General features: G+C 45.9%; 24 protein-coding genes and 1 tRNA gene. 18 read left to right on the top strand and 7 right to left on the bottom strand.

The window, feature by feature from the left end:
- A complete protein-coding gene (gene ychF / locus BM293_RS04790) occupies positions 1–1,092 on the top strand; it encodes a redox-regulated ATPase YchF (RefSeq protein ID WP_093447210.1) in 1,092 nt (363 codons plus the stop codon).
- A gap of 47 nt (positions 1,093–1,139) precedes the next feature.
- Positions 1,140–1,216 (top strand) — tRNA-Met (locus BM293_RS04785).
- A 96-nt stretch (positions 1,217–1,312) separates the two neighbouring features.
- Here BM293_RS04785 and BM293_RS04780 read toward each other — a convergent pair.
- Together BM293_RS04780 and BM293_RS04775 are read right to left on the bottom strand one after the other, a co-directional pair.
- Positions 1,313–3,886 carry an AsmA family protein gene (locus BM293_RS04780; RefSeq protein WP_093447208.1) on the bottom strand — a complete coding sequence of 858 codons (2,574 nt, stop codon included), beginning with the start codon at positions 3,884–3,886 and terminating at the stop codon, positions 1,313–1,315.
- A 112-nt stretch (positions 3,887–3,998) separates the two neighbouring features.
- Positions 3,999–4,808 (bottom strand): alpha/beta fold hydrolase, encoded by an 810-nt coding sequence (locus BM293_RS04775; RefSeq protein WP_093447207.1) that lies wholly within the window; start codon positions 4,806–4,808, stop codon positions 3,999–4,001.
- 96 nt (positions 4,809–4,904) lie between these two features.
- On the opposite strand from BM293_RS04775, the gene BM293_RS04770 reads away from it, so the two are divergent.
- Together BM293_RS04770 and BM293_RS04765 are read left to right on the top strand one after the other, a co-directional pair.
- The gene (locus tag BM293_RS04770) at positions 4,905–5,327 is read left to right on the top strand and encodes a copper resistance protein NlpE (RefSeq protein WP_093447205.1); all 423 of its coding nucleotides are present in this window, start codon (positions 4,905–4,907) and stop codon (positions 5,325–5,327) included.
- 16 nt (positions 5,328–5,343) lie between these two features.
- The gene (locus BM293_RS04765; protein ID WP_093447204.1) at positions 5,344–5,676 is read left to right on the top strand and encodes a DMT family transporter; all 333 of its coding nucleotides are present in this window, start codon (positions 5,344–5,346) and stop codon (positions 5,674–5,676) included.
- A 60-nt stretch (positions 5,677–5,736) separates the two neighbouring features.
- On the opposite strand, the gene BM293_RS04760 is transcribed toward BM293_RS04765, so the two are convergent.
- Together BM293_RS04760 and BM293_RS04755 are read right to left on the bottom strand one after the other, a co-directional pair.
- Positions 5,737–6,318 (bottom strand): DUF459 domain-containing protein, encoded by a 582-nt coding sequence (locus BM293_RS04760; RefSeq protein ID WP_093447202.1) that lies wholly within the window; start codon positions 6,316–6,318, stop codon positions 5,737–5,739.
- Positions 6,315–6,503 carry a hypothetical protein gene (locus tag BM293_RS04755; protein WP_093447201.1) on the bottom strand — a complete coding sequence of 63 codons (189 nt, stop codon included), beginning with the start codon at positions 6,501–6,503 and terminating at the stop codon, positions 6,315–6,317. Before BM293_RS04755 ends, BM293_RS04760 begins: the two co-directional genes overlap by 4 nt.
- Before the next feature lie 302 nt (positions 6,504–6,805).
- Here BM293_RS04755 and BM293_RS04750 point away from each other — a divergent pair, with 302 nt between their 5' ends.
- The 3 genes from BM293_RS04750 (at position 6,806) to BM293_RS04740 (ending at position 9,607) form a co-directional block, all read left to right on the top strand.
- Positions 6,806–7,108, top strand: coding sequence for a helix-turn-helix domain-containing protein (locus BM293_RS04750; RefSeq protein ID WP_093447199.1), 303 nt, complete (start codon positions 6,806–6,808; stop codon positions 7,106–7,108).
- The gene (locus tag BM293_RS04745; RefSeq protein ID WP_093447198.1) at positions 7,105–8,352 is read left to right on the top strand and encodes a type II toxin-antitoxin system HipA family toxin; all 1,248 of its coding nucleotides are present in this window, start codon (positions 7,105–7,107) and stop codon (positions 8,350–8,352) included. The genes BM293_RS04750 and BM293_RS04745 overlap by 4 nt, the downstream gene beginning before the upstream one ends.
- Before the next feature lie 142 nt (positions 8,353–8,494).
- Positions 8,495–9,607 (top strand): Fic family protein, encoded by a 1,113-nt coding sequence (locus BM293_RS04740; RefSeq protein ID WP_093447196.1) that lies wholly within the window; start codon positions 8,495–8,497, stop codon positions 9,605–9,607.
- Here the strand turns inward: BM293_RS04740 and BM293_RS04735 are convergent.
- Positions 9,604–10,809: an ATP-binding protein gene (locus BM293_RS04735; protein WP_093447195.1), complete on the bottom strand. Its 1,206-nt coding sequence runs from the start codon at positions 10,807–10,809 to the stop codon at positions 9,604–9,606. The two genes, BM293_RS04740 and BM293_RS04735, sit on opposite strands and share 4 nt — an antisense overlap.
- 56 nt (positions 10,810–10,865) lie before the next feature.
- Here BM293_RS04735 and BM293_RS10240 point away from each other — a divergent pair, with 56 nt between their 5' ends.
- The 8 genes from BM293_RS10240 to BM293_RS04700 all read left to right on the top strand — a co-directional run bounded on the left by BM293_RS10240 (position 10,866) and on the right by BM293_RS04700 (position 17,856).
- A complete protein-coding gene (locus BM293_RS10240; protein ID WP_159428460.1) occupies positions 10,866–11,027 on the top strand; it encodes a hypothetical protein in 162 nt (53 codons plus the stop codon).
- Positions 11,028–11,120: 93 nt separating this feature from the next.
- Positions 11,121–11,987, top strand: a complete 867-nt coding sequence (locus BM293_RS04730; RefSeq protein WP_093447193.1) for a hypothetical protein — start codon at positions 11,121–11,123, stop codon at positions 11,985–11,987.
- A 94-nt stretch (positions 11,988–12,081) separates the two neighbouring features.
- Positions 12,082–13,089 carry an Lcl domain-containing protein gene (locus BM293_RS04725; RefSeq protein ID WP_159428459.1) on the top strand — a complete coding sequence of 336 codons (1,008 nt, stop codon included), beginning with the start codon at positions 12,082–12,084 and terminating at the stop codon, positions 13,087–13,089.
- A 201-nt stretch (positions 13,090–13,290) separates the two neighbouring features.
- Positions 13,291–14,466, top strand: coding sequence for a hypothetical protein (locus BM293_RS04720; RefSeq protein ID WP_093447190.1), 1,176 nt, complete (start codon positions 13,291–13,293; stop codon positions 14,464–14,466).
- 211 nt (positions 14,467–14,677) lie between these two features.
- Entirely contained in the window at positions 14,678–15,700 is a 1,023-nt protein-coding gene (locus BM293_RS04715; protein WP_159428458.1) for an Lcl domain-containing protein, read from the top strand.
- Positions 15,701–15,841: 141 nt separating this feature from the next.
- Positions 15,842–16,471 carry an Lcl C-terminal domain-containing protein gene (locus tag BM293_RS04710; RefSeq protein WP_093447187.1) on the top strand — a complete coding sequence of 210 codons (630 nt, stop codon included), beginning with the start codon at positions 15,842–15,844 and terminating at the stop codon, positions 16,469–16,471.
- Between the two features lie 141 nt (positions 16,472–16,612).
- Positions 16,613–17,263, top strand: coding sequence for an Lcl C-terminal domain-containing protein (locus tag BM293_RS04705; RefSeq protein ID WP_143607739.1), 651 nt, complete (start codon positions 16,613–16,615; stop codon positions 17,261–17,263).
- Positions 17,264–17,304: 41 nt separating this feature from the next.
- Positions 17,305–17,856: a hypothetical protein gene (locus BM293_RS04700; RefSeq protein ID WP_093447185.1), complete on the top strand. Its 552-nt coding sequence runs from the start codon at positions 17,305–17,307 to the stop codon at positions 17,854–17,856.
- A gap of 162 nt (positions 17,857–18,018) precedes the next feature.
- Here the strand turns inward: BM293_RS04700 and BM293_RS04695 are convergent, their stop codons facing one another.
- Positions 18,019–19,209 (bottom strand): ATP-binding protein, encoded by a 1,191-nt coding sequence (locus tag BM293_RS04695; protein ID WP_093447184.1) that lies wholly within the window; start codon positions 19,207–19,209, stop codon positions 18,019–18,021.
- Between the two features lie 195 nt (positions 19,210–19,404).
- Here BM293_RS04695 and BM293_RS04690 point away from each other — a divergent pair, with 195 nt between their 5' ends.
- Positions 19,405–19,659, top strand: a complete 255-nt coding sequence (locus BM293_RS04690) for a prevent-host-death protein (RefSeq protein ID WP_093447870.1) — start codon at positions 19,405–19,407, stop codon at positions 19,657–19,659.
- On the top strand, positions 19,649–19,924 hold the full coding sequence (locus BM293_RS04685; RefSeq protein WP_093447182.1) for a type II toxin-antitoxin system RelE/ParE family toxin: 276 nt from the start codon (positions 19,649–19,651) through the stop codon (positions 19,922–19,924). Before BM293_RS04690 ends, BM293_RS04685 begins: the two co-directional genes overlap by 11 nt.
- A 164-nt stretch (positions 19,925–20,088) precedes the next feature.
- Here the strand turns inward: BM293_RS04685 and BM293_RS04680 are convergent, their stop codons facing one another.
- Positions 20,089–20,319 carry a type II toxin-antitoxin system Phd/YefM family antitoxin gene (locus tag BM293_RS04680; RefSeq protein ID WP_093447181.1) on the bottom strand — a complete coding sequence of 77 codons (231 nt, stop codon included), beginning with the start codon at positions 20,317–20,319 and terminating at the stop codon, positions 20,089–20,091.
- Between the two features lie 30 nt (positions 20,320–20,349).
- On the opposite strand from BM293_RS04680, the gene BM293_RS10175 reads away from it, so the two are divergent.
- Entirely contained in the window at positions 20,350–20,568 is a 219-nt protein-coding gene (locus BM293_RS10175; RefSeq protein ID WP_143607737.1) for a hypothetical protein, read from the top strand.
- The last annotated feature ends 2 nt before the right edge of the window (positions 20,569–20,570 follow it).

Here is a 20,570-nt window from a genome sequence, read left to right as displayed (position 1 = left end):
ATGGGAATTAAGTGCGGCATTGTCGGTTTGCCTAATGTTGGAAAATCAACCTTATTTAATGCGCTCACCAATGCTGGCATAGATGCCGCTAACTATCCATTTTGTACGATAGAGCCGAATGTGGGCATTGTGCCTGTGCCTGATCCACGCCAAGATAAGTTAGCGGAGATGGTCAAGCCTGAGCGTGTATTAGCTGCAACCATGGAGTTTGTGGATATAGCAGGCCTGGTAGCGGGCGCATCGAAGGGCGAAGGGTTAGGTAATAAGTTTTTAGCTAATATTCGCGAAACGGATGCGATTGCGCAAGTGGTGCGTTGTTTTGAAAACGACGATATTGTACATGTGGCCGGTAAGGTGGATCCATTAACTGATATCGATATTATTAATACCGAATTGGTTTTGGCTGATATGGAGTCGATTGATAAAGCGATTCAAAAAGTGCAGCGAGTGGCTAAAACCGGCAGCAAAGAAGCGAAGGCACGCCTAGTGGTATTGGAAAAGGTTGCTGCCGGCATTGCAGAAGGTACCTTGGTACGCAACCTTGATTTGTCCCCTGAAGAACAAGCGGAACTGTATGATCTGCATTTGTTGACCATTAAGCCGATGATGTATATCGCTAACGTCAATGAAGATGGGTTTGAAAACAATCCTTACCTAGATGCATTGACGACATTTGCATTAGAGCAAGGTGCAGCCGTGGTGCCGGTGTGCGCGGCGATTGAGTCTGAAATCGCAGAGCTAGATGACGAAGATAAGCTGGATTTTTTACAGGGTATGGGTTTAGAAGAACCCGGTCTAAATCGAGTCATTCGTGCAGGTTATAGTTTGCTTGGCTTGCAAACCTACTTTACGGCAGGTGTAAAAGAAGTGCGCGCCTGGACGGTTAAAGTCGGTGCGACAGCGCCTCAGGCTGCGGGGGTTATTCATACTGATTTTGAAAAAGGCTTTATCCGTGCAGAAGTGACGGCCTACGATGATTACGTAAAATATAATGGCGAGCAGGGCGCTAAAGAAGCCGGTAAGCTGCGTTTGGAAGGCAAGGAATATATCGTGCAAGATGGTGATGTCATGCACTTTAGGTTTAATGTGTAAGAAAGTTTTGACAATCGCGCAAACTTCCTTATAATACGCCCATCTTTGGCTACATAGCTCAGTTGGTTAGAGCACATCACTCATAATGATGGGGTCCCAGGTTCGAATCCCGGTGTAGCCACCATTTTCAAGAAAAGCCCGTCTCATACGGGCTTTTTTTATGCCCTCAGCAACGTAAAATCAACAACTTAGCGTTTTTTCAGTAAAAATTTACATCTTGTTAAAAAGGCAAACGACGGCGTAAATTGTCTAGCATTTCACCGCCTCGTTCTTCAAGCTGCTGCTGGATTTGTTCGCCAATCTTTTCTTTTTGTTCTTCAACCTGTTTTTCGATTTGTTGTTGAATACGCTCTTGTTCCTGACGTAAGCGCTGCTCAACCTCTTGACGCGCGCGACTTTCTAGTAAAGAAGCCAAATCCAGCGACACACGCGGACTCAGTAGCGAGCCAGTTAATTTAACTGGGATGGTTAAGCCAACAAGATTACTTAAATCGGCACCATCTTGTCCCACGGCTGACGCGACAATGCTGGTGCGTACAAGATAATCCAGCTCTTGTTTAGGTAAATTGACGGTTCCTTCGCCTCGGATACGCATAAACGGTGCTTCGGCGCTTAGACGCTCTGTTGTCACCACACCTTGCTTGATGGTGGCACGTAAATCTAAGGCGCTAAAGTCAGTTTGTAATGGACCCTCGTCTGCTTGCGCACGCTGTCCGCGGAATAGGGCTTGCGCATCACGTACTGATTTAGCGAGGTTAAATCCTTTAACCGCACCGTCACGAAGGTTTAGGGTGACGTGGCCGTTAAGATTTTCTTGCCATTGACTGATACGATCACCGGCTGTAGTTAAGTCAGCTTGTACCAGGCCTGTTCCGGATAGCCGATCAAAGTCGACAAAACTGCTAATGACCTCACCAATGGGAATATTGCGACTGTCTAATTTAACCGCCATTTTCGGTTGATCGTCGCGGACATCAAGTTGCGCGCTCGCCACAGCTTGGGTGTTAAACAAATCAGCGCGTAACTGCGATAAATCAAGCACGCCTTCCTTGGCTTTAACATCAACAAGGATATTGGTCATATTTAATTGATCAAACGTCAATTGTCCCACGCGGATCTCACCATCTAAGTCTAAGCTGCGCAGTAGCTCATCGGGGAGTTCTAATACAAATTCAGGCTGGTCGTCAGGTTTTGGCTCCGTTTCTGTCACTGCATCTGGTTTAGGCGGCAAATAATCATTTAAGTTGATTTGATTTAACGCTAAATTCCAGCGTGCTAATAGGCTGTCGCCTGGCTGTACTTGCGCTTGCCCAGTCAGCTGGCTATTATCTAGTTCAAGTTTGAGGTTGTTAATAGCAATGTTAGGTGCAGCTTCACCTAGGGTGACGTGGCTATTAAAACTGAGCGCTAACTTTTCAAGGGTATTAGCCTTTGCCATTTCAGGCAATTCGACTTGTAACTGGTTTAATAGCTTGCGCAGGTTAAAGCTATCAATGGCTAATTCGCTAGTAATTGTTGGCGTAGTTTGGAGTTGCGTAATCGCAACGCGAGAATTCAAGACTAAATCTAATAGTGCCAGTTGCAAGCTATCAACAGTCAAGGTTTGCTCACTTAGATTGGCCTGCAACTCGGTGCGTAGGTCAAAATTGGTTTTTCCGACCGGCAATAGTGGCGAATCAAGCGTACCGTTCAACAGAATACTCGGTAATGCCACAGCCAAGGTATCGAGCTTTGCATCCAAGCCGGCAAAGTTCAGGTTCAGATCCAGGCTGTTAAGTAGTTTTTCATCACTGGATTGCGTTGGCCCATTCGCATTCAGCGTTAAGGCAAACTCGGGCAGCATCAGTTGTTGCTCGGTTAGATGCAATGTCACGGCCTGAATATCACTTTGTCCGGTCACTGAGGCAATAGGCAGGTTATCGTTAAACTGCGCTGCCATATTTAGGCTTAGGTCATTGATATTGAACATCTGTTGTTCAAGATCGAGATCAATAGTAGGGAGTGCCAGATTTACTCTGCTTTGCGTGACGGGCAATTCACGACTATTAAGATCTAATTGTAACGTCAGGTCTTTAAGGCTTAAACTTAGTTGGTTATCTATTTTGGCATCAATAGCTAACTGCCAATTTAGGTTAAGTTGCGGATCTTGTACGGCGAGGTTGCCGGCAAGGTTAAGATTAAAAAACTGATTTAATTTAATCGCAGTAGCGGTGATATTCAGGTCGTCAAATTCAATGCGTTGTTGGCTCGCCTGATCATCCCAAATAAAGGATGCGTTTTGAATGCGAATGCCATCAATCGCAAGGTTTTGTAGTTGCGCTATTAAGGCGTCAGTGTCTGTCGGCGCAGTCTCTTTGATGGCTTCTGTGTGTTCGGCTGGCTGACTCGCTTCTGGTTCGGGGAGTAAGTCTTGCCAGTTGGTAGTGCCATCGGCGTTGCGCGCTAAATAAACAGCGAGTCCGTTGAGTTCTAAGGTATCAACGGCCAACTCTTGGCGCAACAGTGGCATAAGGGCGACACCGATTCGCATTTGCGCTATTTTGACCATGGTGGGCTCGTCAAAACCGGTTGCATTACTAAGCTGCGCGTTGGTAATAGCTAAGCCGATGGTTGGATAAAGGGTTAGGCTGATGTCATCCAAACTGAGTTCACGACCGGTTTGATCCAACACCACTTGGCTGATTTGATCACGATATTTATTGGCATCAAAGGTGAGGAGTAGCACCGTGATACCAATCACTAACACCAGTGCTAAACCAAGGGTAATCTTAACAATCCAACCAAGCCATTTCATACCATTCTGCTCCATTAAATAGTGTTTTAATATTAGCAGAATCGCGAATTAAAAAGGAATATGGGTTAAGAAAATCTTGATTTAAATGGGTTGGACTTTAAAAGCAACCTGCTTAAGGTGAGCGATAAAGGTTAACCAGTTCCGAAATTGCATCCGCTACAATGTCAGGTCGTTGTCGCTGAATGGCATGGCCTGCAGGCACTGTGCGCCAATCGGCTTGAGGATAGAGTCTAGCGAGGTCCTCTCGCTTGTTAGTAACGTGGTCTCTGGCCGCTTGATCACGACTGTAATCCTTGCCAGCAACTAAAATAATCATTGGAATCTGTTCAGGGTTCGGCATATTAAGGACAGCTTCACCCGTGGCCATCAGGTTAAACAATTCTGCTTTTTCAGTTTTAGAAGTAAATAATTGAAATCCCAGTCGACTCCACCAAGGCCAGTTTTTATAGGCACCACGCCCTTCCATTTGAGAAGGATGCACTGAGTCAACAAGTAGCAGGCCTGCTAATTCTTCAGGGTAACTACGTGCAAAATATTGTGCATACAGCCCTCCTAACGAATGCCCGATGAGCAGGTAGGGCGGCTCTATTTGTTGTTGCGCCAATAGCGAGCGAAGTTCGGCGACAATAAATTCGCCAGTTCGAGGCTGGTCGCTAGATTCTGAGCGGCCATAATCGGCGCGATTATAAACCAAGTAATTCACATCATCGGGTAATAGCGGCAGCACGCCTTGCCAGGTTGATAACTTAGAGGTTAGGCCATTTTCAAAAATGAGGGTCAGGTCAGCTTGCTGATCTTGGTAAATAAACTCAACTTTACGGTCAGCGACATTGACTTGCTGGGATGGCAGCAGGGCACAGCCAGAAATATGTACCATATTAAATAATACCGCTGTAATGGCAGCGAGCTTTAATGACTTCATGTGGGTTCACTGTTTAAATTGTTTATTATGTAGTAATTTATTCAATGTAATTCGCTGTAAAAACAATTAAATAAGAATTAATGGCTAGAGAGATAAATGATGAAGCGATTTGGCATGATTGTGGGTGTTTTGGTTGCGGCATTAGTGTCTGCCTGTACTTACAAAACTGATTTGATTTCGCCTGTTGATCATCACACCAGTCAGATAGCTGTTGACTGGGCGGGTAGTTATGTTGGTCATTTACCTTGTGCTGATTGTGAAGCTATTCACTGGCAATTGAGCTTGTACGATGATTATTCATTTAACTTAGTGCGAGAATATATTGGCCGTTCAGAAAGTGTAATTAAAGATAAGGGTCAGTTTTTTTGGGCAGAAGATGGGCAGCGGATTTTGCTGACCACACAGGCGGGTGAAAAACTTGGATTTTTTGTAGGCGAGAACCGGATTTGGTTACTTGACCAAGAAAATCGTCTTATCGAAGGTAAGTTAACGGATTTGTATAAACTGATTAAGAAGTAGCAATGGACGTTGTTGAATGAATGTTTGGATACTATTGAGCTTGGCGATTATTGCCGAAGTGATTGGCACCAGCGCATTGAAGCTTAGTGATGGGTTTACTAAGCTTTGGCCTTCATTGGTGGTGTTGGTAGGTTATGGTTTAGCGTTTTATTTATTATCCTTGACCCTAAAGCAAATTCCGGTGGGCGTCGCCTATGCGATTTGGGCAGGGGCGGGGATTGCACTAATTACCTTAATTGGGTGGGTCGTGTTTAAACAAACGCTAGATTTAGCGGCGGTGCTGGGTATAGCCTTAATTGTAAGTGGCGTCGTGGTCTTGCAGGTGTTTTCTAAAGTCGGTGGGCAATAGAACAATAGTGTCGTTTAAGCAGGGTGCATTAAATTTTTTAAAAGCTTACAGCTTCGTTGATTAAAACCACCATTGGCCGGAGCCCAAGATAATGCGAGTGATTGTTTGATAACCGGATGATGCGGGGTGTGCGCCGTCGTTTTGGGCGATTTCGGCCAGATAAGCGTTATCTTGAACCAAGGCATCAAACAGCGGGATAAACGGCAAACCGGCTTTTTCAGCTTCGCTTTGCATGGCTTCTGATAAGGCTTTAATACGTTGATTTTGTTGATCGTCATCCACCGGCGGCGGGCCAACTACCAGGCCTGGTGAGGATTGCATACGCGCAAATAGCGCGCGCATATTCAGCAAAGACGTTTCAAACTCCACACGTAACACGCCGTTTTCCAGCGTGGTGTCGTTCACGCCGCACGACAATACAATCCGATTGTCGCAATCTGGATGTTGGCGTAACGCAATCTCGTTCCAGTGTTGCAGAATATCCGTCGAGGTGTTGCGCCGAATCCCCAGATTGTAATAGGTGATGTCGTGGCCTTTTTGACGCGTATCGACACACACACGTCCCGCCCAACCGAGCATCGTCTCATCGCCTGTGCCGTTAACGAACGAATCGCCGATAAAACAAATGCGGGTGTCGGTCATTGTCTCGCTTCCTCAGCATCAAGCCAATCTTCCGCACATTCTGCACTGTGGTTTGAGAAGGCGCGAGTTTCTATTGCGTCTTGGTTATTGGCGTACTTTTGCTTCAAAAATAAAAAGAAGTCATGTAGCTCACGTTGCGCATTCTCGGGTAGGCTTTGCCATTCCTGTGATGTGATGGTTTGCATTGCATATTCCTTTTGGGAAGCTAACTCTAAAGGTGATTATACATGTATGGCTTTTCTTAGCCTAGAAGGGCCAAGCTTTAAAATACAGCAACCATCAATAGCCATTTGAGATGATTTCCGGTCTAATCGACTCATAGATTGATACGAATAAGATTTTGAGTGTGTAACTACCAGGCATGGTTGGTAAGGTCTTTATGTGAATCTAAATTTTCTTTTTTCAGTTAATTGTGAAAATATAGTTTCATTTTACCGTTATTTAGCATAAAGTAACGCTAACAAAATTTTTTAGAGGTTAGCAAGACGTGGATAAGCGAACAGCGACTTTATTTCCTAAGCAGGAGGCGATTTTGGTGCAGTTGGGTGAAAACATTCGGCTGGCGGCGAAACGCCGAAAACTGACTCAAACCCAAATGGCCGAGCGCACGGGGTTGTCTAAGCCCACACTCAGAAAAATTGAGCGCGGTGATGGTTCGGTGTCGATGGGGCATTATCTGTTGGTTTTATCGGTTTTGGGTTTGGCGGATGATTTAACCAAGGTGGCGCGTGACGATGAATTTGGGCGTAAGTTGCAGGATATTGAACTGCTGAAAGGTAAGTCGTCATGAGCCGTGAAATTTTGGTTTATGCCGATTGGCAGGGGATGGATACCCCGCATAAGGTCGGGGTGTTGCGTGCGGATGTTGTGCGTGGCAGCGAGCACTTTAGTTTTAGCTATGATTCAGCTTGGTTGACTTCGGATTATGCTCAGCAAATTGATCCTGAACTCAAGTTGTTTCAGGGCGAGCAGCATAGTCAAGATAATCAAAACTTTCGTGCGTTTTTAGATTCGTGCCCGGATCGCTGGGGGCGTTTGATTATGCAACGTAGAGAGGCCGTTTTAGCCAGTCAGCAAAACCGCAAACCCATAAAGCTGATGGAAACCGATTATTTGCTTGGGGTTCATGATCTTCATCGTATGGGGGCGTTGCGTTTTAAGTTAGAGGAGGCTGGTGCGTTTTTAGATGACAATCACGCGTTATCCGCACCGCCCATGTCGTCGTTGCGAGAATTGGAAGTGGCGGCTTCGGAAGTTGAAAAACCGGGTATCAATAAGTCAGCGGACTATTCAAAGTGGTTGAATATGTTGATTTCTCCTGGTTCATCTTTGGGCGGTGCGCGACCAAAAGCCAGTGTGGTTGATGAAGATGGCAATTTGTGGATTGCTAAGTTTCCAAGCCGTTATGACACGCATGATATGGCCGCTTGGGAAATGCTGGTGTATAAGCTTGCGATAAATGCTGGCATTAATATGGCGCCCTGTGATATCAAGCGTTTGAATAGCGAACAACATACGTTTTTAACCCAGCGTTTTGATCGCGTTGCAGGACAGCGGTTGCATTTTTCATCCGCCATGACGCAACTTGGCTATTTTGATGGCGAAGCGGGCGCGAGTTATTTGGAGCTGGCCGAGTTTTTAATTCAGCATGGCGCGAATACTAAGGACGATTTGGCGCAGTTATGGCGGCGAATGGTGTTTTATATTGCGGTATCCAATACCGATGATCATTTGAGAAATCACGGTTTTCTTCATACATCGAAGGGCTGGGTTTTATCGCCTGCTTACGACATTAACCCGGTGGCTGATGGCACGGGCCTGCATTTGAATATTAATGAAATGGATAATCGCCTCGATTTTGAACTGGCTTTTTCCGTGATTGATTATTTTCAGTTAAATCAAGCAACCGCCGAAACCATTTATCGACAAGTGATTCAGGCGGTTGATCAATGGCGCGATGTGGCGGAACAGCTCAAAATCAGTCGCCAAGAGCAAGAATTGATGGCTCCTGCATTTATGGTACAGCGCCTTTAGTCACGCCTAAAATCAACAGGCCAGGTTTGGGCGAATGTTTAAAAAGTCACAAGTATAAAAGCTGTTTGAGATGATTGGGTGTTCTAATCGACTCATAAACTGATACAATTAAATCAATTAATCGTCTCACGCGGGTCTAAATATGGCGCAACAATGGGTATGGCAGCAGGCAAACTGGCCGAACTGGTCTTTTGATCAGGCACAGGTCATGCCGTCTTTATTGAGCGCGGTCAGAGCGGTTGCACCTTTAATTGCCCTAGCCAATCAACTTTCAGCGGAAAAACGTTTGGCGTTTGAGAGCCAGGTGTTGCTGGATGAAGCCTTGTCCACCTCCCTTATTGAACAACAGGTACTTGACCGCGAATCGGTGCGTTCCAGCATTGCCCGACATTTGGGTTTGCCTGATGCGAAACCGACAGACAAACGTTATGAAGCCTTTACGCAAGTTTTCTTGGAGGCGGTTCGTAATGCGGATCAGCTGTTAGATCATGCGCAACTTAAACGCTGGCAAGCGCAATTGCTTATCGAAACACCCAGGCTAAAAGAAATCACGTTGGGTGATTATCGTGATGAGCCGATGGCGGTGGTCTCGGGGCATTTTGGACGTAAGGAGGTGGTGCATTTTCAAGCACCCTGTGAGCAACGCGCCTGTGTAGAAGCTTATATGGATAAATTTATTGACTGGTTCAATCAAGATGAGTCGATGGTGGATTATCCGGTGTACGATTATTTAAAGGCCGCGATTGCGAAGTTTTGGTTTGTGACCGTTCACCCTTTTGATGACGGCAACGGACGCTTGTCACGCATTCTGGCCGAACGCTGTTTAGCGCGCGCCGATCATACCGATATTCGCTTGTATTCGATTTCCAGTGAAATGGCGCGTCAAAAATCCGATTATTATCAGGTGCTGGAAAAAACGCAAAAAGGTGACGGCGATTTAACCGAATGGATGGTTTGGTTCTTACATTGTGTGCAAGCAGCGGCACAAAACAGTTTGCGGCGATTGGAAAAAGTGCGTTATGCCACGCAGTTTTGGGATCAATATCGTTCGCACGCGTTTAACGAGCGCCAACGGAAATTATTGGTGCGCTTGTTGGAAACGAATGATTTTGATGACGGCATTGCACGGCGAAAATATAAAAATCTGGTCGGCACATCCGATGCCACCGCCGCGCGTGATTTAACCGAATTGGTTGAGTTAAGCGTTCTACAAACCCAAGGCAAAGGCCGTTCGGTTAAGTATTTTCTGTCTTAGCCCAAATATGCCATCGGCAACGCCCAGAGTTTGTCGCCGAATTGCACGGCGTGGTCGCCTAAATAAAATACATAACCGCCTTTAAAGTTATCGCCGAGGGTTTCAGCAAACGGCTTTAAATGTTTAAACGCGGACGCATCAATTTGGCTGGACGCTTTCACTTCGATGCCAATCGTTTGTAGTCCGCGCTGAATAATCAAATCTATCTCTTTTTGATCACTGGTGCGCAGGTGATATAACTCGGTCAGTTCAAGTGTCGTTTGTTTAGCGCGATAGAGTTCACTAAACACAAAGTTTTCCGTTATCAATCCGCGATAAGGGCTTTGCCAAAAACTGTCTAAACTCACTTGCAACATATTGCACAGCACACCGGTATCCATAAAAAACAATTTGGGCATTTTGACATGGCGTTTGGTGAGGTTATCCCAATAAGCTGAAACTAATTCAATTTGATAGGTGGTTTGCAACAAGGCCAAATAGTCATCCAATAAGGCGGCACTGATGCCGATGTCGCGCGCTAAACTGGCTTTGTTAAGCAGGTTAGCACTGCGCGAGGCCAAAATGTGATACAGCCGATAAAACGCGTCTTTTTTACGAATTTCTGCCAAGTTAAACGCATCGCGCTCAATATAGGTGGTGATGTAAGCGCCCATCCACAGTTTTTGCAAACGGGGTTGGGTTAGCGTTTGCATTTCTGGATAACCGCCGCTTAGCATCTGTTCAATGACGGGTTTGTCTAACGTTGGTGTTTGTTGTGTTATTGCGCCATTGAATAGATCGTCCAGCAGGTTTGGCTTGTGGTTATTGAGTTCACGCAAACTAAAGGGCGTGAGTTCCAGTACGCCCAAACGCCCGGCCAGCGAGTCTTGTACATTTTTCATGCCAAGCAAATTGGCTGACCCTGTGAGCAAGTAGCGACCATTCTGACGATTTAAGTCAATGTCCTGCTTAATCGCCAGTAGTAATTCGGGCACCCGTTGAATTTCATCAATAATGACCGGCTTTGGCAGGGATTGAATAAACGTCTGCGGGCTGTCTTGGGCCGCCATATACAAGGTGATGTCATCAAGCGTGACGTAATGGTAATCGGGTAATGCCATGACTAGCGTTGATTTACCGGTTTGGCGCGCACCACCTAACCATACGGCCGGAAACAGCTTGAGATAGTCGTTTAGCAGGTTTTGAATATGGCGTTTAAGCATAACTTACCATCCTTTTTTATAAATTATATAACTTTACCTTTATAATTTACATGGTTGTGGATGATTTATTTTTATCCATCCAACCAGGCCTGGTTCTTAGCTTATTGCCCCATGGTTTGTTTAATTCGGTCGATAAAATCATGGATATAGGGGGCGTGTTGGGCATTGTCTGCCGTATTTACCCTCTTATTATTTACATAGTTTTCTTGTCTTTGTAAAAGTTGCTTTGTATAGTTTTAACTGTATTTATTAATTTTTATTAATCGGTAATCTCACTAGGTTAGTTATTTCCAACAAAAATGGTTCATTAAATGAATGAAAATCTTCGCTTATTTGCACAGATTAGCGTTTTCTGTGCGGCAATTTTCACTATCACTGTGCATGCAGAACAAAAATCGAACGCCCCCTTTCTACCACTGATCGAGTCTCAACAGTCCACTGCTATACAAATCACAGGAGGCAGTGAACTGATCACTGAAATGATTCCATTAGGTGCCAGTAAAGTGACCATTGAAGAACCTCGTCATGCAGTGGTTTATGTCTGGCCAACAGCAGAATCCACCTTTGCGTTCTTTCTATATGACGGCAGTTTAGACGGTATCGAGCAGTTTGATGCCAACCTAGGATTTAATTGGCGATTCAGTCGAGATAATGGCGCTTGGAAAGCTGAGCGTATTCAATATGAATCGCTATATGAAGCGGAATTTGAATACCCTTATGAGCGCTTAACTCGTCGAAATTCTGTCTTAACCGATATTGCTTTGTTTAACGAGTCTAGGATGATTGAGTGTTTGCAAACACGGGGCAGTAAGTTTTCAAAAGACGCTAACCATAGTTGGACAAGAGAAGAGGCAATAAGCAACTTCTCCGGCAAAATCAGGGGAATGGGGCGGAATTTTATGACGAAACCCGGCCTTGAAGATATTCAGGCGTGTAGCCCAGAAATGCTCACTTCACTGTTGTATTTGGGCAAGGAAAGTTATGAGATTCTGTATGAGGTTGGCTTGAATCAGGCTTCCAAGGAAGAGAATCGATTGGTTAATGAAGAGAATCGATTGGTTAATGAAGAGAATCGATTGGTTAATGAAGAGAATCGATTGGTTAATGAAGAGAATCGATTGGTTAATGAAGAGGCTGATCGGTTGACAAATATTTTAAACAAGTTAAGTGGGCAGTAAGCCCTTTCTGTAGATATTTAATAACATGATGGCTAACGACGTGGGATCAACGTCGCATGAACCCAAACTTATACAATATACAAGGACAAATCCTATGACGGAAATGAAGTTACTCCCACAGAACAGAGCGCAATCAGCGTTAAGATTTAAGTTAGCAACCATGTTGCTCGGCATTGTTATGCTTGCAGGTTGTGATCAAGGGCAAGCGGATACTTCTAATAATGTAGGACAGGGTTTTATTGTCAGTCAAACCAAGCTAGAACGTCCGGGGGTGGATGCGGCGATGGTGCGGATTACAACCAAGCCGGGTGGGGCGCAAATTTACATTAACGGCCACCGCCGTGGCGATACGCCCGAACAAGCCGGCCAAACTTTTGCGATCAAGCTTGCCGAAGGTAGCTATCACATTCAAGTGGTGAAGGCGATTGATGCCAATAACGAATGGCGCGGCGAACGCAAAGATGTGTTTATTGCCGACTTCACATCGCCAACCGTGCATATTGATATGACAAGAGAGCTTACCCAAAAAGCAATAGATAAGCAAAAGGCTGAACAAAAAGCGAAGCAGGATGCTAACGACAATGCGTTTAAAGAGCGCTATGTGCTTAACAATGATGGCACGGTCTATGACAAAAAAACTAACCTTATTTGGATGCGCTGCAGCTTAGGGCAAACCTGGACCGGCACCACCTGTTCGGGTGACGCCAGCAGACATTTTTTGCAAGTCGCGGAAGACCTCGCCAAACAGAGCCGTTTTGCCGGTAAAACCGACTGGCGCGTGCCCACAGTTGATGAGCTACACTCACTGGTCTATTGTAGTTCTGGCCAACAACGCCGACTCGACGCGAGTGGCGGAATTGTAATTCGAGGCGGAATGGTAAGGCAAGGTAGTGAACTAACTGGCCGCTGCGAAGGTGACTATAGCCGTCCGACCATTTTTACCTCGGCCTTCCCGAATACGCCAAGAATGTTTTATTGGTCGGCCTCGCCTATTCCCATCGATAGCGATCTTGCGTGGGGTGTCTATTTCACCATTGGCGGCGTCAGCTACAGTAATCGCAGCAACGACGGTCATGTGCGCCTGGTGCGCGGCGGACAGTAACTTTGGCCGCGTAAGCGGCTTTTGCTTTCAAGGAGTAAACAATTTTTTCTCGCGACAACATGCCGAGCGGATTTACGCCTTGTATTGACGTTGCGCATGGCAACGCAATAAAAGCCAGACCGAATAACCAGGCCTGGTTGTCATTTTCAAGGTGAAACGTCATTAACGAAATAATAGTATGATTTTAAAAACAGGGCGCATATGAAACCATTTAAACTGGGTGAACTGCCGGATCACGACCGTCCGTTGCCAAACTGGCTGCAAATCAAAAACGAACAGCAGGGCAAAGTTGATATCAGCACCAACACGGCAGACGAACTGGTTTCAATGAGTAATGAAGCGTTTAACGAGCTTATCGGCAACGATAAAATAGACAATGATATTTTGCTGGTGTTTTTAACTACCCTAGACGATGGCGAACTGCAGCGTTTCTACCGCTATCTCGACGACACGGTACGCCCCGGCAACGACCCGCAGGCCAGCAGCCCGCGAAAAAACTTTGAAGCGGCATTGGCGCAGGTGCGCGAAGCTGGAAATGTGGAACAGCTTGCCAAACAGCGTGCCACGCTGGAAACCCCCATGAATATCCGCTTTGCCAAAAGTCTCTACGGTCAAACTACGCGGCTACGATCTGAACTTGAATCGCGCTACTTCGACTACGAAAACGGTGCTGAAAAGCAGATTGAAGGGCATCTAAACATGGCGCTCTTTGAAGAAATGAAATACATCCCCACCCATTACGAACAGACGCTGGATTTTATGCGTGATCGTTACTTAAATCCCACCGATGAACGCTGTCGTCGATTTGCGGATCATCTGTGTGATCGCTTTGGATATTTGATCTACGGCCTTTACCGCCTAAACCATCATTCGCAAATCACCGAAGCCGAACCGGGAGCCGATTCGCTGGCATGGTTTGTCGCCACTTTTCTTCAAGAGCGTGGCTTGGACATTTCCGAGCTGGAAGAAAAAGCGCCGCTGACTTACTACGTCGCCAGTGTGTATCACGCTATCGCCGATCAGGACGAGGACCTCTATTTAGGGGCACTTGTGCGTGTGACGCTGGAGCTTTTGAGTTACTATCCGCTCAATAGCGATGCCGCCGAATACGCGCTAGTAGAAACCATGAAATCGGTGGCGCTCAAGCAGGTCTCGCCAGAAAACGCGCAGAGTTTCCTAAACCTGTTTACGACATTGCCACACCTGTACGATAGGCTGAATTACCAAACGCTCATGCGGCTCAAAGAAACGATCAACCAGACCCTAGCGCAATACAAACCCCACGAAAACAAAGTATTTGCAGAGCATAACCTGAGCACGCTTGTGATGCTTGATTATCTGATCGATATGGAAGACCTTTACTCACAGGACGGCTAAAACCCGCGAGCGCCAGTGCTTTTAGTTTATGGGGTGAATGTTCAGAAAATATCAACTTGTTACCAGGCCTGGTTATAATGGCTAAATAATATGCATTAATAATTGATGCGGTGTTTATAGGCTTTGTTTCAGCTTCTTTTTTTGGTGTTCAGGTGGGCTTTCCCACTGGGCCAACGGGAAGGAGATGGGTCTTAATTCTATAGGAGTTAGTGTGACAGCAAATAATCTAGTGGGGCAGGTTGCCGCGCTTAGTGGCGCGCGTGCTGGTTGGGCGGAATCGAGGGTTTCGGTGCTGGCGTTGGCGCTAGGCGCGCTGATGCTTGTAGGTTGTGATCAAGGGCAAGTGGATACTGCTAATAAAGTAGGGCAGGGTTTTATTGTCAGTCAAACCAAGCTAGAACGTCCGAGTGCGGATGCGGCGATGGTACGCATTACAACCAAGCCGGGTGGGGCGCAAATTTACATTAACGGCCACCGCCGTGGCGATACGCCCGAACAAGCTGGCCAAACCTTTGCGATCAAGCTTGCCGAAGGCAGCTATCATATTCAAGTGGTGAAGGCGATTGATGCTAATAATGAATGGCGCGGCGAACGCAAAGACGTGTTTATTGCCGACTTCACCTCACCAACCGTGCATATTGATATGTCAAGAGAGCTTACTCCGGCTGGGGTGGTAGCGCAACGAAAAGCGGAAGAAGAGCGTAAAGCAGAGAACCAAAGGCGATGGGCTCAACAAGGTTATGTCGATAACCAAGACGGCACCATCACAGACACCAAAACTAACCTCACTTGGATGCGTTGCAGTCTTGGGCAAACTTGGACCGGCACTACCTGTTCGGGTGACGCCAGCATACATAGGTGGCAAGCCGCACGAGACCTTGCGAAAGAAAGCCGTTTTGCCGACAAATCAGATTGGCGTCTGCCTACCGTTGATGAGCTACACTCATTGGTCTATTGTAGTTCTGGCCAACAACGCCAGCGCCGACTCGACGCGAGTGGCAGCAATGCAAGGCAAGGTAATACATCTCTAGATGGAAGCTGTGAAGGCAACTATAGCCGTCCGACTATTTTTACCCCGGCCTTCCCGAATATGCCAAGCGCTTTTTATTGGTCGGCCTCGCCTGTTGCCTTCAATAGCAGTGATGCGTGGGGTGTCCATTTCTACAATGGCTTCGGCAACTACGTTTATCGCAGCAGCAGCACTCATGTGCGCCTGGTGCGCGGCGGGCAGTAACTTGGCCGCGTAAGCGGCTTTTGCTTTCTCGTTTCCAAGCGTCTTCGTGGGGTGCGTAAGCTTTGTATTCCACGATTATATTATGTCAGTAGTAGATAAAGGTTTAAATTTCATTTAAACGTGTCATAAAAGGAACACACTATGAAAAAACAAAGATTTCTAAAAACCACTATATTCTCGATGATGCTTGCCACTGGCAGCCTAATTCTCACAGGATGCAGCGCGGATAGTAGCAGCGCCTCTTCAGCTGAGAGCATTGGGCTGAGTTATATTGATAATGGCGACGGTACCGTGACCGACACCGAAACTAATCTTACTTGGATGCGCTGTAGTCTTGGTCAACAATGGACAGGCTCAACATGTACAGGGGTCGCAATCCAAATGAATCATAATGATGCCGCTATGAGAGGTCTTGGCTTTAATTATGCCGGCAAATCCGACTGGCGCTTGCCTACTTTTGATGAGCTACACTCATTGGTCTATTGTAGTTCTGGCCAACAACGCGAAGTCCGGCTAGACAGTCGTGGCATAGCTATAAAGAAAGGCAATACATATCTTAATGGACAGTGTGAAGGCAACTATAGCCGACCGGCCATTTTTACGTCAGCCTTCCCGAATACGCCAGAACAAAAATATTGGTCAGCCTCAATGATCCCCGGCGTCAGTAGTGATTGGGCGTGGGGTGTACATTTCTTCTCTGGTGTCGAAAGCCACCTTTACCGGAGCAGCAGCCGAAACAATCATGTGCGCCTGGTGCGCGGCGGACAGTAACTTTGGCCGCGTAAGCGGCTTTTGCTTTCTCGTTTCCAAGCGTCTTCGTGGAGTGCATAAGTTATTTTGCCGGAATTTTATTAAGTCAGTTGTAGGTAAAGATTTAAATTTCATTTAAACGTGTCATAAAAGGAACTCACTATGAAAAAACAAGGATTTCTAAAAACCACTATATTCTCGATGATGCTGGCCACTGGCAGCCTAATTCTAATAGGATGCAGCGCGGATAGTAGCAGCGCGGATAGTAGCAGCGCTTCTTCAGTTTATAACATTGGGCATGGCTATATTGATAATGGCGACGGCACAGTGACCGACACCGAAACTAATCTTACTTGGATGCGCTGTAGCTTGGGGCAAACTTGGAATGGCAGCACCTGTTTGGGTGACGCCAGCAGACATAACTGGCAAACCGCACGAGACCTTGCAAAAGAAAGCCATTTTGCCGACAAATCAGATTGGCGTCTGCCTACCGTTGATGAACTACACTCACTTGTCTATTGCGGCATCTTCGGCGAACAGCGGCAGCGCCTACTCGACGCAAGTGGCGAAACTGTATGGGAAGGTAGTTCCAATCTAGATGGCCGTTGTGAAGGTGACTATAGCCGTCCGACTATTCTTAACTCAGCCTTCCCGAATACGCCAGGTGAATGGTATTGGTCGGCCTCGCTTATTGCCTCGCCTATTGGCGACGATAGCGATTTTGTGAGGGGTGTCAATTTCTACAATGGCTACGACAACTTCTATGTTCGCAGCAACAGCTATCATGTGCGCCTGGTGCGCGGCGGACAGTAACTTTGGCCGCGTAAGCGGCTTTTGCTTTCAAGGAGTAAACCATGAAATTCATTTTACTGTTGGTTTTGTTGGCGGGTTATAACGCCCAGGCCTGGTCGTTTAGTTTTGATGATTTAGATCAATTACAGCAACACGAGCAAGAAAACTTGTTGGAATTGTCAAAGCAGGCATCACGCAGTTGGAACTTTGCTGAGGCGCAGCGTTATCTGGAGCAGGCAAGAAACACCGCCTATAACCCCACCGCTTTAGCCGAAGCCGAAGCGGTGTTTAACCGCGAGCGCAACGCACATCAGGCCGAACTTCGCCGCCAAGAAGAGGAACGCCGTCTGGCTGAAGAACGTCGCCTAGCCGCCGAACGCGACGCACGTCAAGCGAGTCGTTCCAGCTCATCCGGCTCAACAATGGGTAGTGGTGCCCAAACATCGATTTGTCGAATCACTTGCAGAACGCCCGGTTTTCTATTGAACGATACAAATGTGATTGAGCAAGCAACGATTAAAGGTAACCCAGATAACGAAACCGGACAAATGACCAAGCTATGCCGATCTGTCTTTGGTGGCCAGTGGTATCATTCAAAGCATACGTGTAGGTAAAGTCAATATGGCGTTTAGAACCATAATTGGAGATGTCAGAGGAGGTTATGAACGTTTTCTCAGATGTCATGTTGAAATATAGAGCTTATGCTCGGCATCATTGCCCCATGGTTTGTTTAATGCGGTCGCTAAACTCTTGGATTATTCAATTTAATTTGAGCTTTAATACAACAATCCAAACATCCATAGCGGGAGGGTGTTGTGGTGACCGACTTCGATATCGTCAAGCGCTAGGTAGCTATGGTCGAGCGATTGAAGCTGTTTTTTGGTTTTGCCTGCGCCGCCTATTTCAAAGATAGCCTGTTCATCAATAATAAAGTCGGCTTGATGGTGATAATGCACCTGATGCTGATGGTTCAGTTGCGATACAAAAAAGCTTTCGCGCACACTGCCGCTGTTGGGTTCAGCGCATAACACATAAAACAGATTCGGATTAGCCAGCAGCAGTTTATTCGGTTTATTGACCGCGCGCATGCCGCTACCACCGCGCAGGTGATGAATTAAATCAGCCGAGGCCATGAGTTGAATGTATTTATCGATCGTCGGCCAAGAGGCTTCAAGCGCGGCGCTGATTTTGGCTTTATTCAATTCCAGTGGCGGTGTCGCGCAAAGCAAATAGAGCATCTTTTTCAATTTATCGAGTTTGCTGGAATCGATATGGAAAATACTGGTGAGGTCGGAATCAATGGTGTGGTTAATGACTTCGAGCAGTTTTAATGGGTAATTGCTAAGGGATTCTTGATAAAACGGATAGGCACCGTGAAGCGTGTAAGCGCGAAAATGCTCAATCGGTCTAAATTGCGCGGTTAAATCCAGCGCAATGTCTTGATGGTTTTCCAATAATTCAGCTAGGCTGAACGCCTTAATTTGAAGTCCGGTTTCAATTTCTAAAAACTCGCGGAATGACAAAGCTGGCAAATGAAACATCACCGCACGGCGGGATAAGTCTGCCGATTGATGCGTCATTTGAATCGCCGAAGAGCCGGAAAAAATGACTTTTAAATCAAAGGTGTCGTAAATCGCCTTGAGTGATGTACCGAGTTGTTTGGCTTTGTGACTTTCATCGAGCAACAAAAGTTTGCCGCCTTCTTGATAAAACGTCTTCGCCAGCTCAAACAGGTCGGCATCCACCATCGCCGGATGATCGCACGACACATACAACACTTTGCTCAAAGGCAAGCCGCATTGTTGGGCATATTGCAGCAGTAGGGTAGTTTTGCCACTGCCGCGCGCGCCTCTAATGCCAATCAACCGGTCATTGAAATCAATCTTGCTCAGCAAGAACCGCTGATAACTGGGCTGACTGCGCTGCAGGATAAACTGCGAAGTCTGACGAATGACACTATGAATCATGTTTTATACCTTTTTAGGTTATGTATAAAACATAATTTATAGCAAATGGGTTTGTGTGGCAAGTTTAGTTTAATTAAATCAGGTTGTCGTCTATGTTTCGGGTGTCGGTGGTTTCATTTTTGTTTGTTACGAGTAAGGAAACTCAAGTGCTTTTTATGCTAGAATGCGATTAAAAGTACGATTGGGAGTATGTTTATGATTGTTACCGCAAATGATGTGAAAACCAAAGGTGTAGCCTTTTTAGGTAGTATGCTCGAAAAGGCAGATGAGCTTATTATCAATGTTCGTGGAAAAAACAAGTATGTGGTATTGGACATTGAGCGTTATCAGGCTTTTCGGCAACAAGAGTTAGATCTTGCGCACTTACTTGCCATGCGCGATATTAAAGAGGGTCGCTATCAGTCCCAAACGGCAAAAGAGCATATCGAAGAGTTAACGAATGCTTTATAAAATTATTCGAACCGACGAGTACTTTAAAAAGCTGAAAAAATTTATCAAAAAACACCCTGACATCTTACCGCGATACATAAAAACAATCGAAATACTTGAGGTTGACCCGTTTCATCCTTCCTTGAGGTTGCACAAGCTTCAAGGCCAGTTAGGTGAATACTACAGTGTTTCCATTAATATGAAATACCGTGTTGTTATAGATTTTCTGCTTAAAGACAATGAAATTATTCCAATTGATATTGGCTCTCATGATGAAGTTTATTAGCCTCGATAGGGGCAAACCCAATTGATTTATCCGTTCGTTAGCCGATATTAAAAACAACCAGGCCTGGTTGTGATGGTCTGGGTTTACGGTTTTTTTTAAATCCCCAACTAAACCATTAAAACCATGCTGCCGTATTTTTCGAATTGTGTGTCATGCGTCTTGTCCTAAAACAGCTTGGCGACCTGGTCGTTATGGTCATCAATATCATCGGGAATGATTAGATGTTTCGCTGCGCCAATTCTGAGTGCGGTGTCAGGCGTGGTATCAAGTGGCACCAGCTTGGCAACTGGACGACCGTGGCGCGCAATAATAATCTCTTTTTCTTGATGGCTTTCAATCGCTTCGAGCAGTTTAGAAAGCTGAGATTTGGCTTCAAACATATTGACTGCGTGCATAGCATTATCCTTAGCTAAGTTTGGTTTTGTTTGATTATATGGCACGCTTTTCGGTTATCCAAGCTGAACCCGATCTTATTGATTGAAGGCGAATCCTATACCCTGATGACCCAGGACATGACGATAATCGATATTTTTAATATCGGGGATATAGGTTTTAACTCTATGACAGCGGTGTTTAATGAAACCAGGCCTGGTTTGAAGTTGATTAAGAAAGTAAAACACTTTCAAGTAATTGACGGACTCTAGTT

It is taken from the genome of Thiomicrospira sp. ALE5, from assembly GCF_900112445.1.
Lineage (GTDB): Bacteria > Pseudomonadota > Gammaproteobacteria > Thiomicrospirales > Thiomicrospiraceae > Thiomicrospira.
The sequence above is the reverse complement of the archived record's forward strand: the minus strand, read 5'-3'. Positions and strand labels throughout refer to the sequence as shown.

Bases quoted from the DNA above. Each gene is read 5' to 3' on its own strand.
- BM293_RS04770 (WP_093447205.1), top strand. From the start codon at position 4,905: ATGATGAAGCGATTTGGCATGATTGTGGGTGTTTTGGTTGCGGCATTA.
- BM293_RS04705 (WP_143607739.1), top strand. From the start codon at position 16,613: ATGAAAAAACAAGGATTTCTAAAAACCACTATATTCTCGATGATGCTG.
- BM293_RS04710 (WP_093447187.1), top strand. From the start codon at position 15,842: ATGAAAAAACAAAGATTTCTAAAAACCACTATATTCTCGATGATGCTT.
- BM293_RS04700 (WP_093447185.1), top strand. From the start codon at position 17,305: ATGAAATTCATTTTACTGTTGGTTTTGTTGGCGGGTTATAACGCCCAG.
- BM293_RS04725 (WP_159428459.1), top strand. From the start codon at position 12,082: ATGACGGAAATGAAGTTACTCCCACAGAACAGAGCGCAATCAGCGTTA.
- ychF (WP_093447210.1), top strand. From the start codon at position 1: ATGGGAATTAAGTGCGGCATTGTCGGTTTGCCTAATGTTGGAAAATCA.
- BM293_RS04745 (WP_093447198.1), top strand. From the start codon at position 7,105: ATGAGCCGTGAAATTTTGGTTTATGCCGATTGGCAGGGGATGGATACC.
- BM293_RS04755 (WP_093447201.1), bottom strand. From the start codon at position 6,503: ATGCAAACCATCACATCACAGGAATGGCAAAGCCTACCCGAGAATGCG.
- BM293_RS04760 (WP_093447202.1), bottom strand. From the start codon at position 6,318: ATGACCGACACCCGCATTTGTTTTATCGGCGATTCGTTCGTTAACGGC.
- BM293_RS04775 (WP_093447207.1), bottom strand. From the start codon at position 4,808: ATGAAGTCATTAAAGCTCGCTGCCATTACAGCGGTATTATTTAATATG.
- BM293_RS04780 (WP_093447208.1), bottom strand. From the start codon at position 3,886: ATGAAATGGCTTGGTTGGATTGTTAAGATTACCCTTGGTTTAGCACTG.
- BM293_RS04690 (WP_093447870.1), top strand. From the start codon at position 19,405: ATGATTGTTACCGCAAATGATGTGAAAACCAAAGGTGTAGCCTTTTTA.
- BM293_RS04680 (WP_093447181.1), bottom strand. From the start codon at position 20,319: ATGCACGCAGTCAATATGTTTGAAGCCAAATCTCAGCTTTCTAAACTG.
- BM293_RS04735 (WP_093447195.1), bottom strand. From the start codon at position 10,809: ATGCTTAAACGCCATATTCAAAACCTGCTAAACGACTATCTCAAGCTG.
- BM293_RS04685 (WP_093447182.1), top strand. From the start codon at position 19,649: ATGCTTTATAAAATTATTCGAACCGACGAGTACTTTAAAAAGCTGAAA.
- BM293_RS04720 (WP_093447190.1), top strand. From the start codon at position 13,291: ATGAAACCATTTAAACTGGGTGAACTGCCGGATCACGACCGTCCGTTG.
- BM293_RS04740 (WP_093447196.1), top strand. From the start codon at position 8,495: ATGGCGCAACAATGGGTATGGCAGCAGGCAAACTGGCCGAACTGGTCT.
- BM293_RS04695 (WP_093447184.1), bottom strand. From the start codon at position 19,209: ATGATTCATAGTGTCATTCGTCAGACTTCGCAGTTTATCCTGCAGCGC.
- BM293_RS04765 (WP_093447204.1), top strand. From the start codon at position 5,344: ATGAATGTTTGGATACTATTGAGCTTGGCGATTATTGCCGAAGTGATT.
- BM293_RS04730 (WP_093447193.1), top strand. From the start codon at position 11,121: ATGAATGAAAATCTTCGCTTATTTGCACAGATTAGCGTTTTCTGTGCG.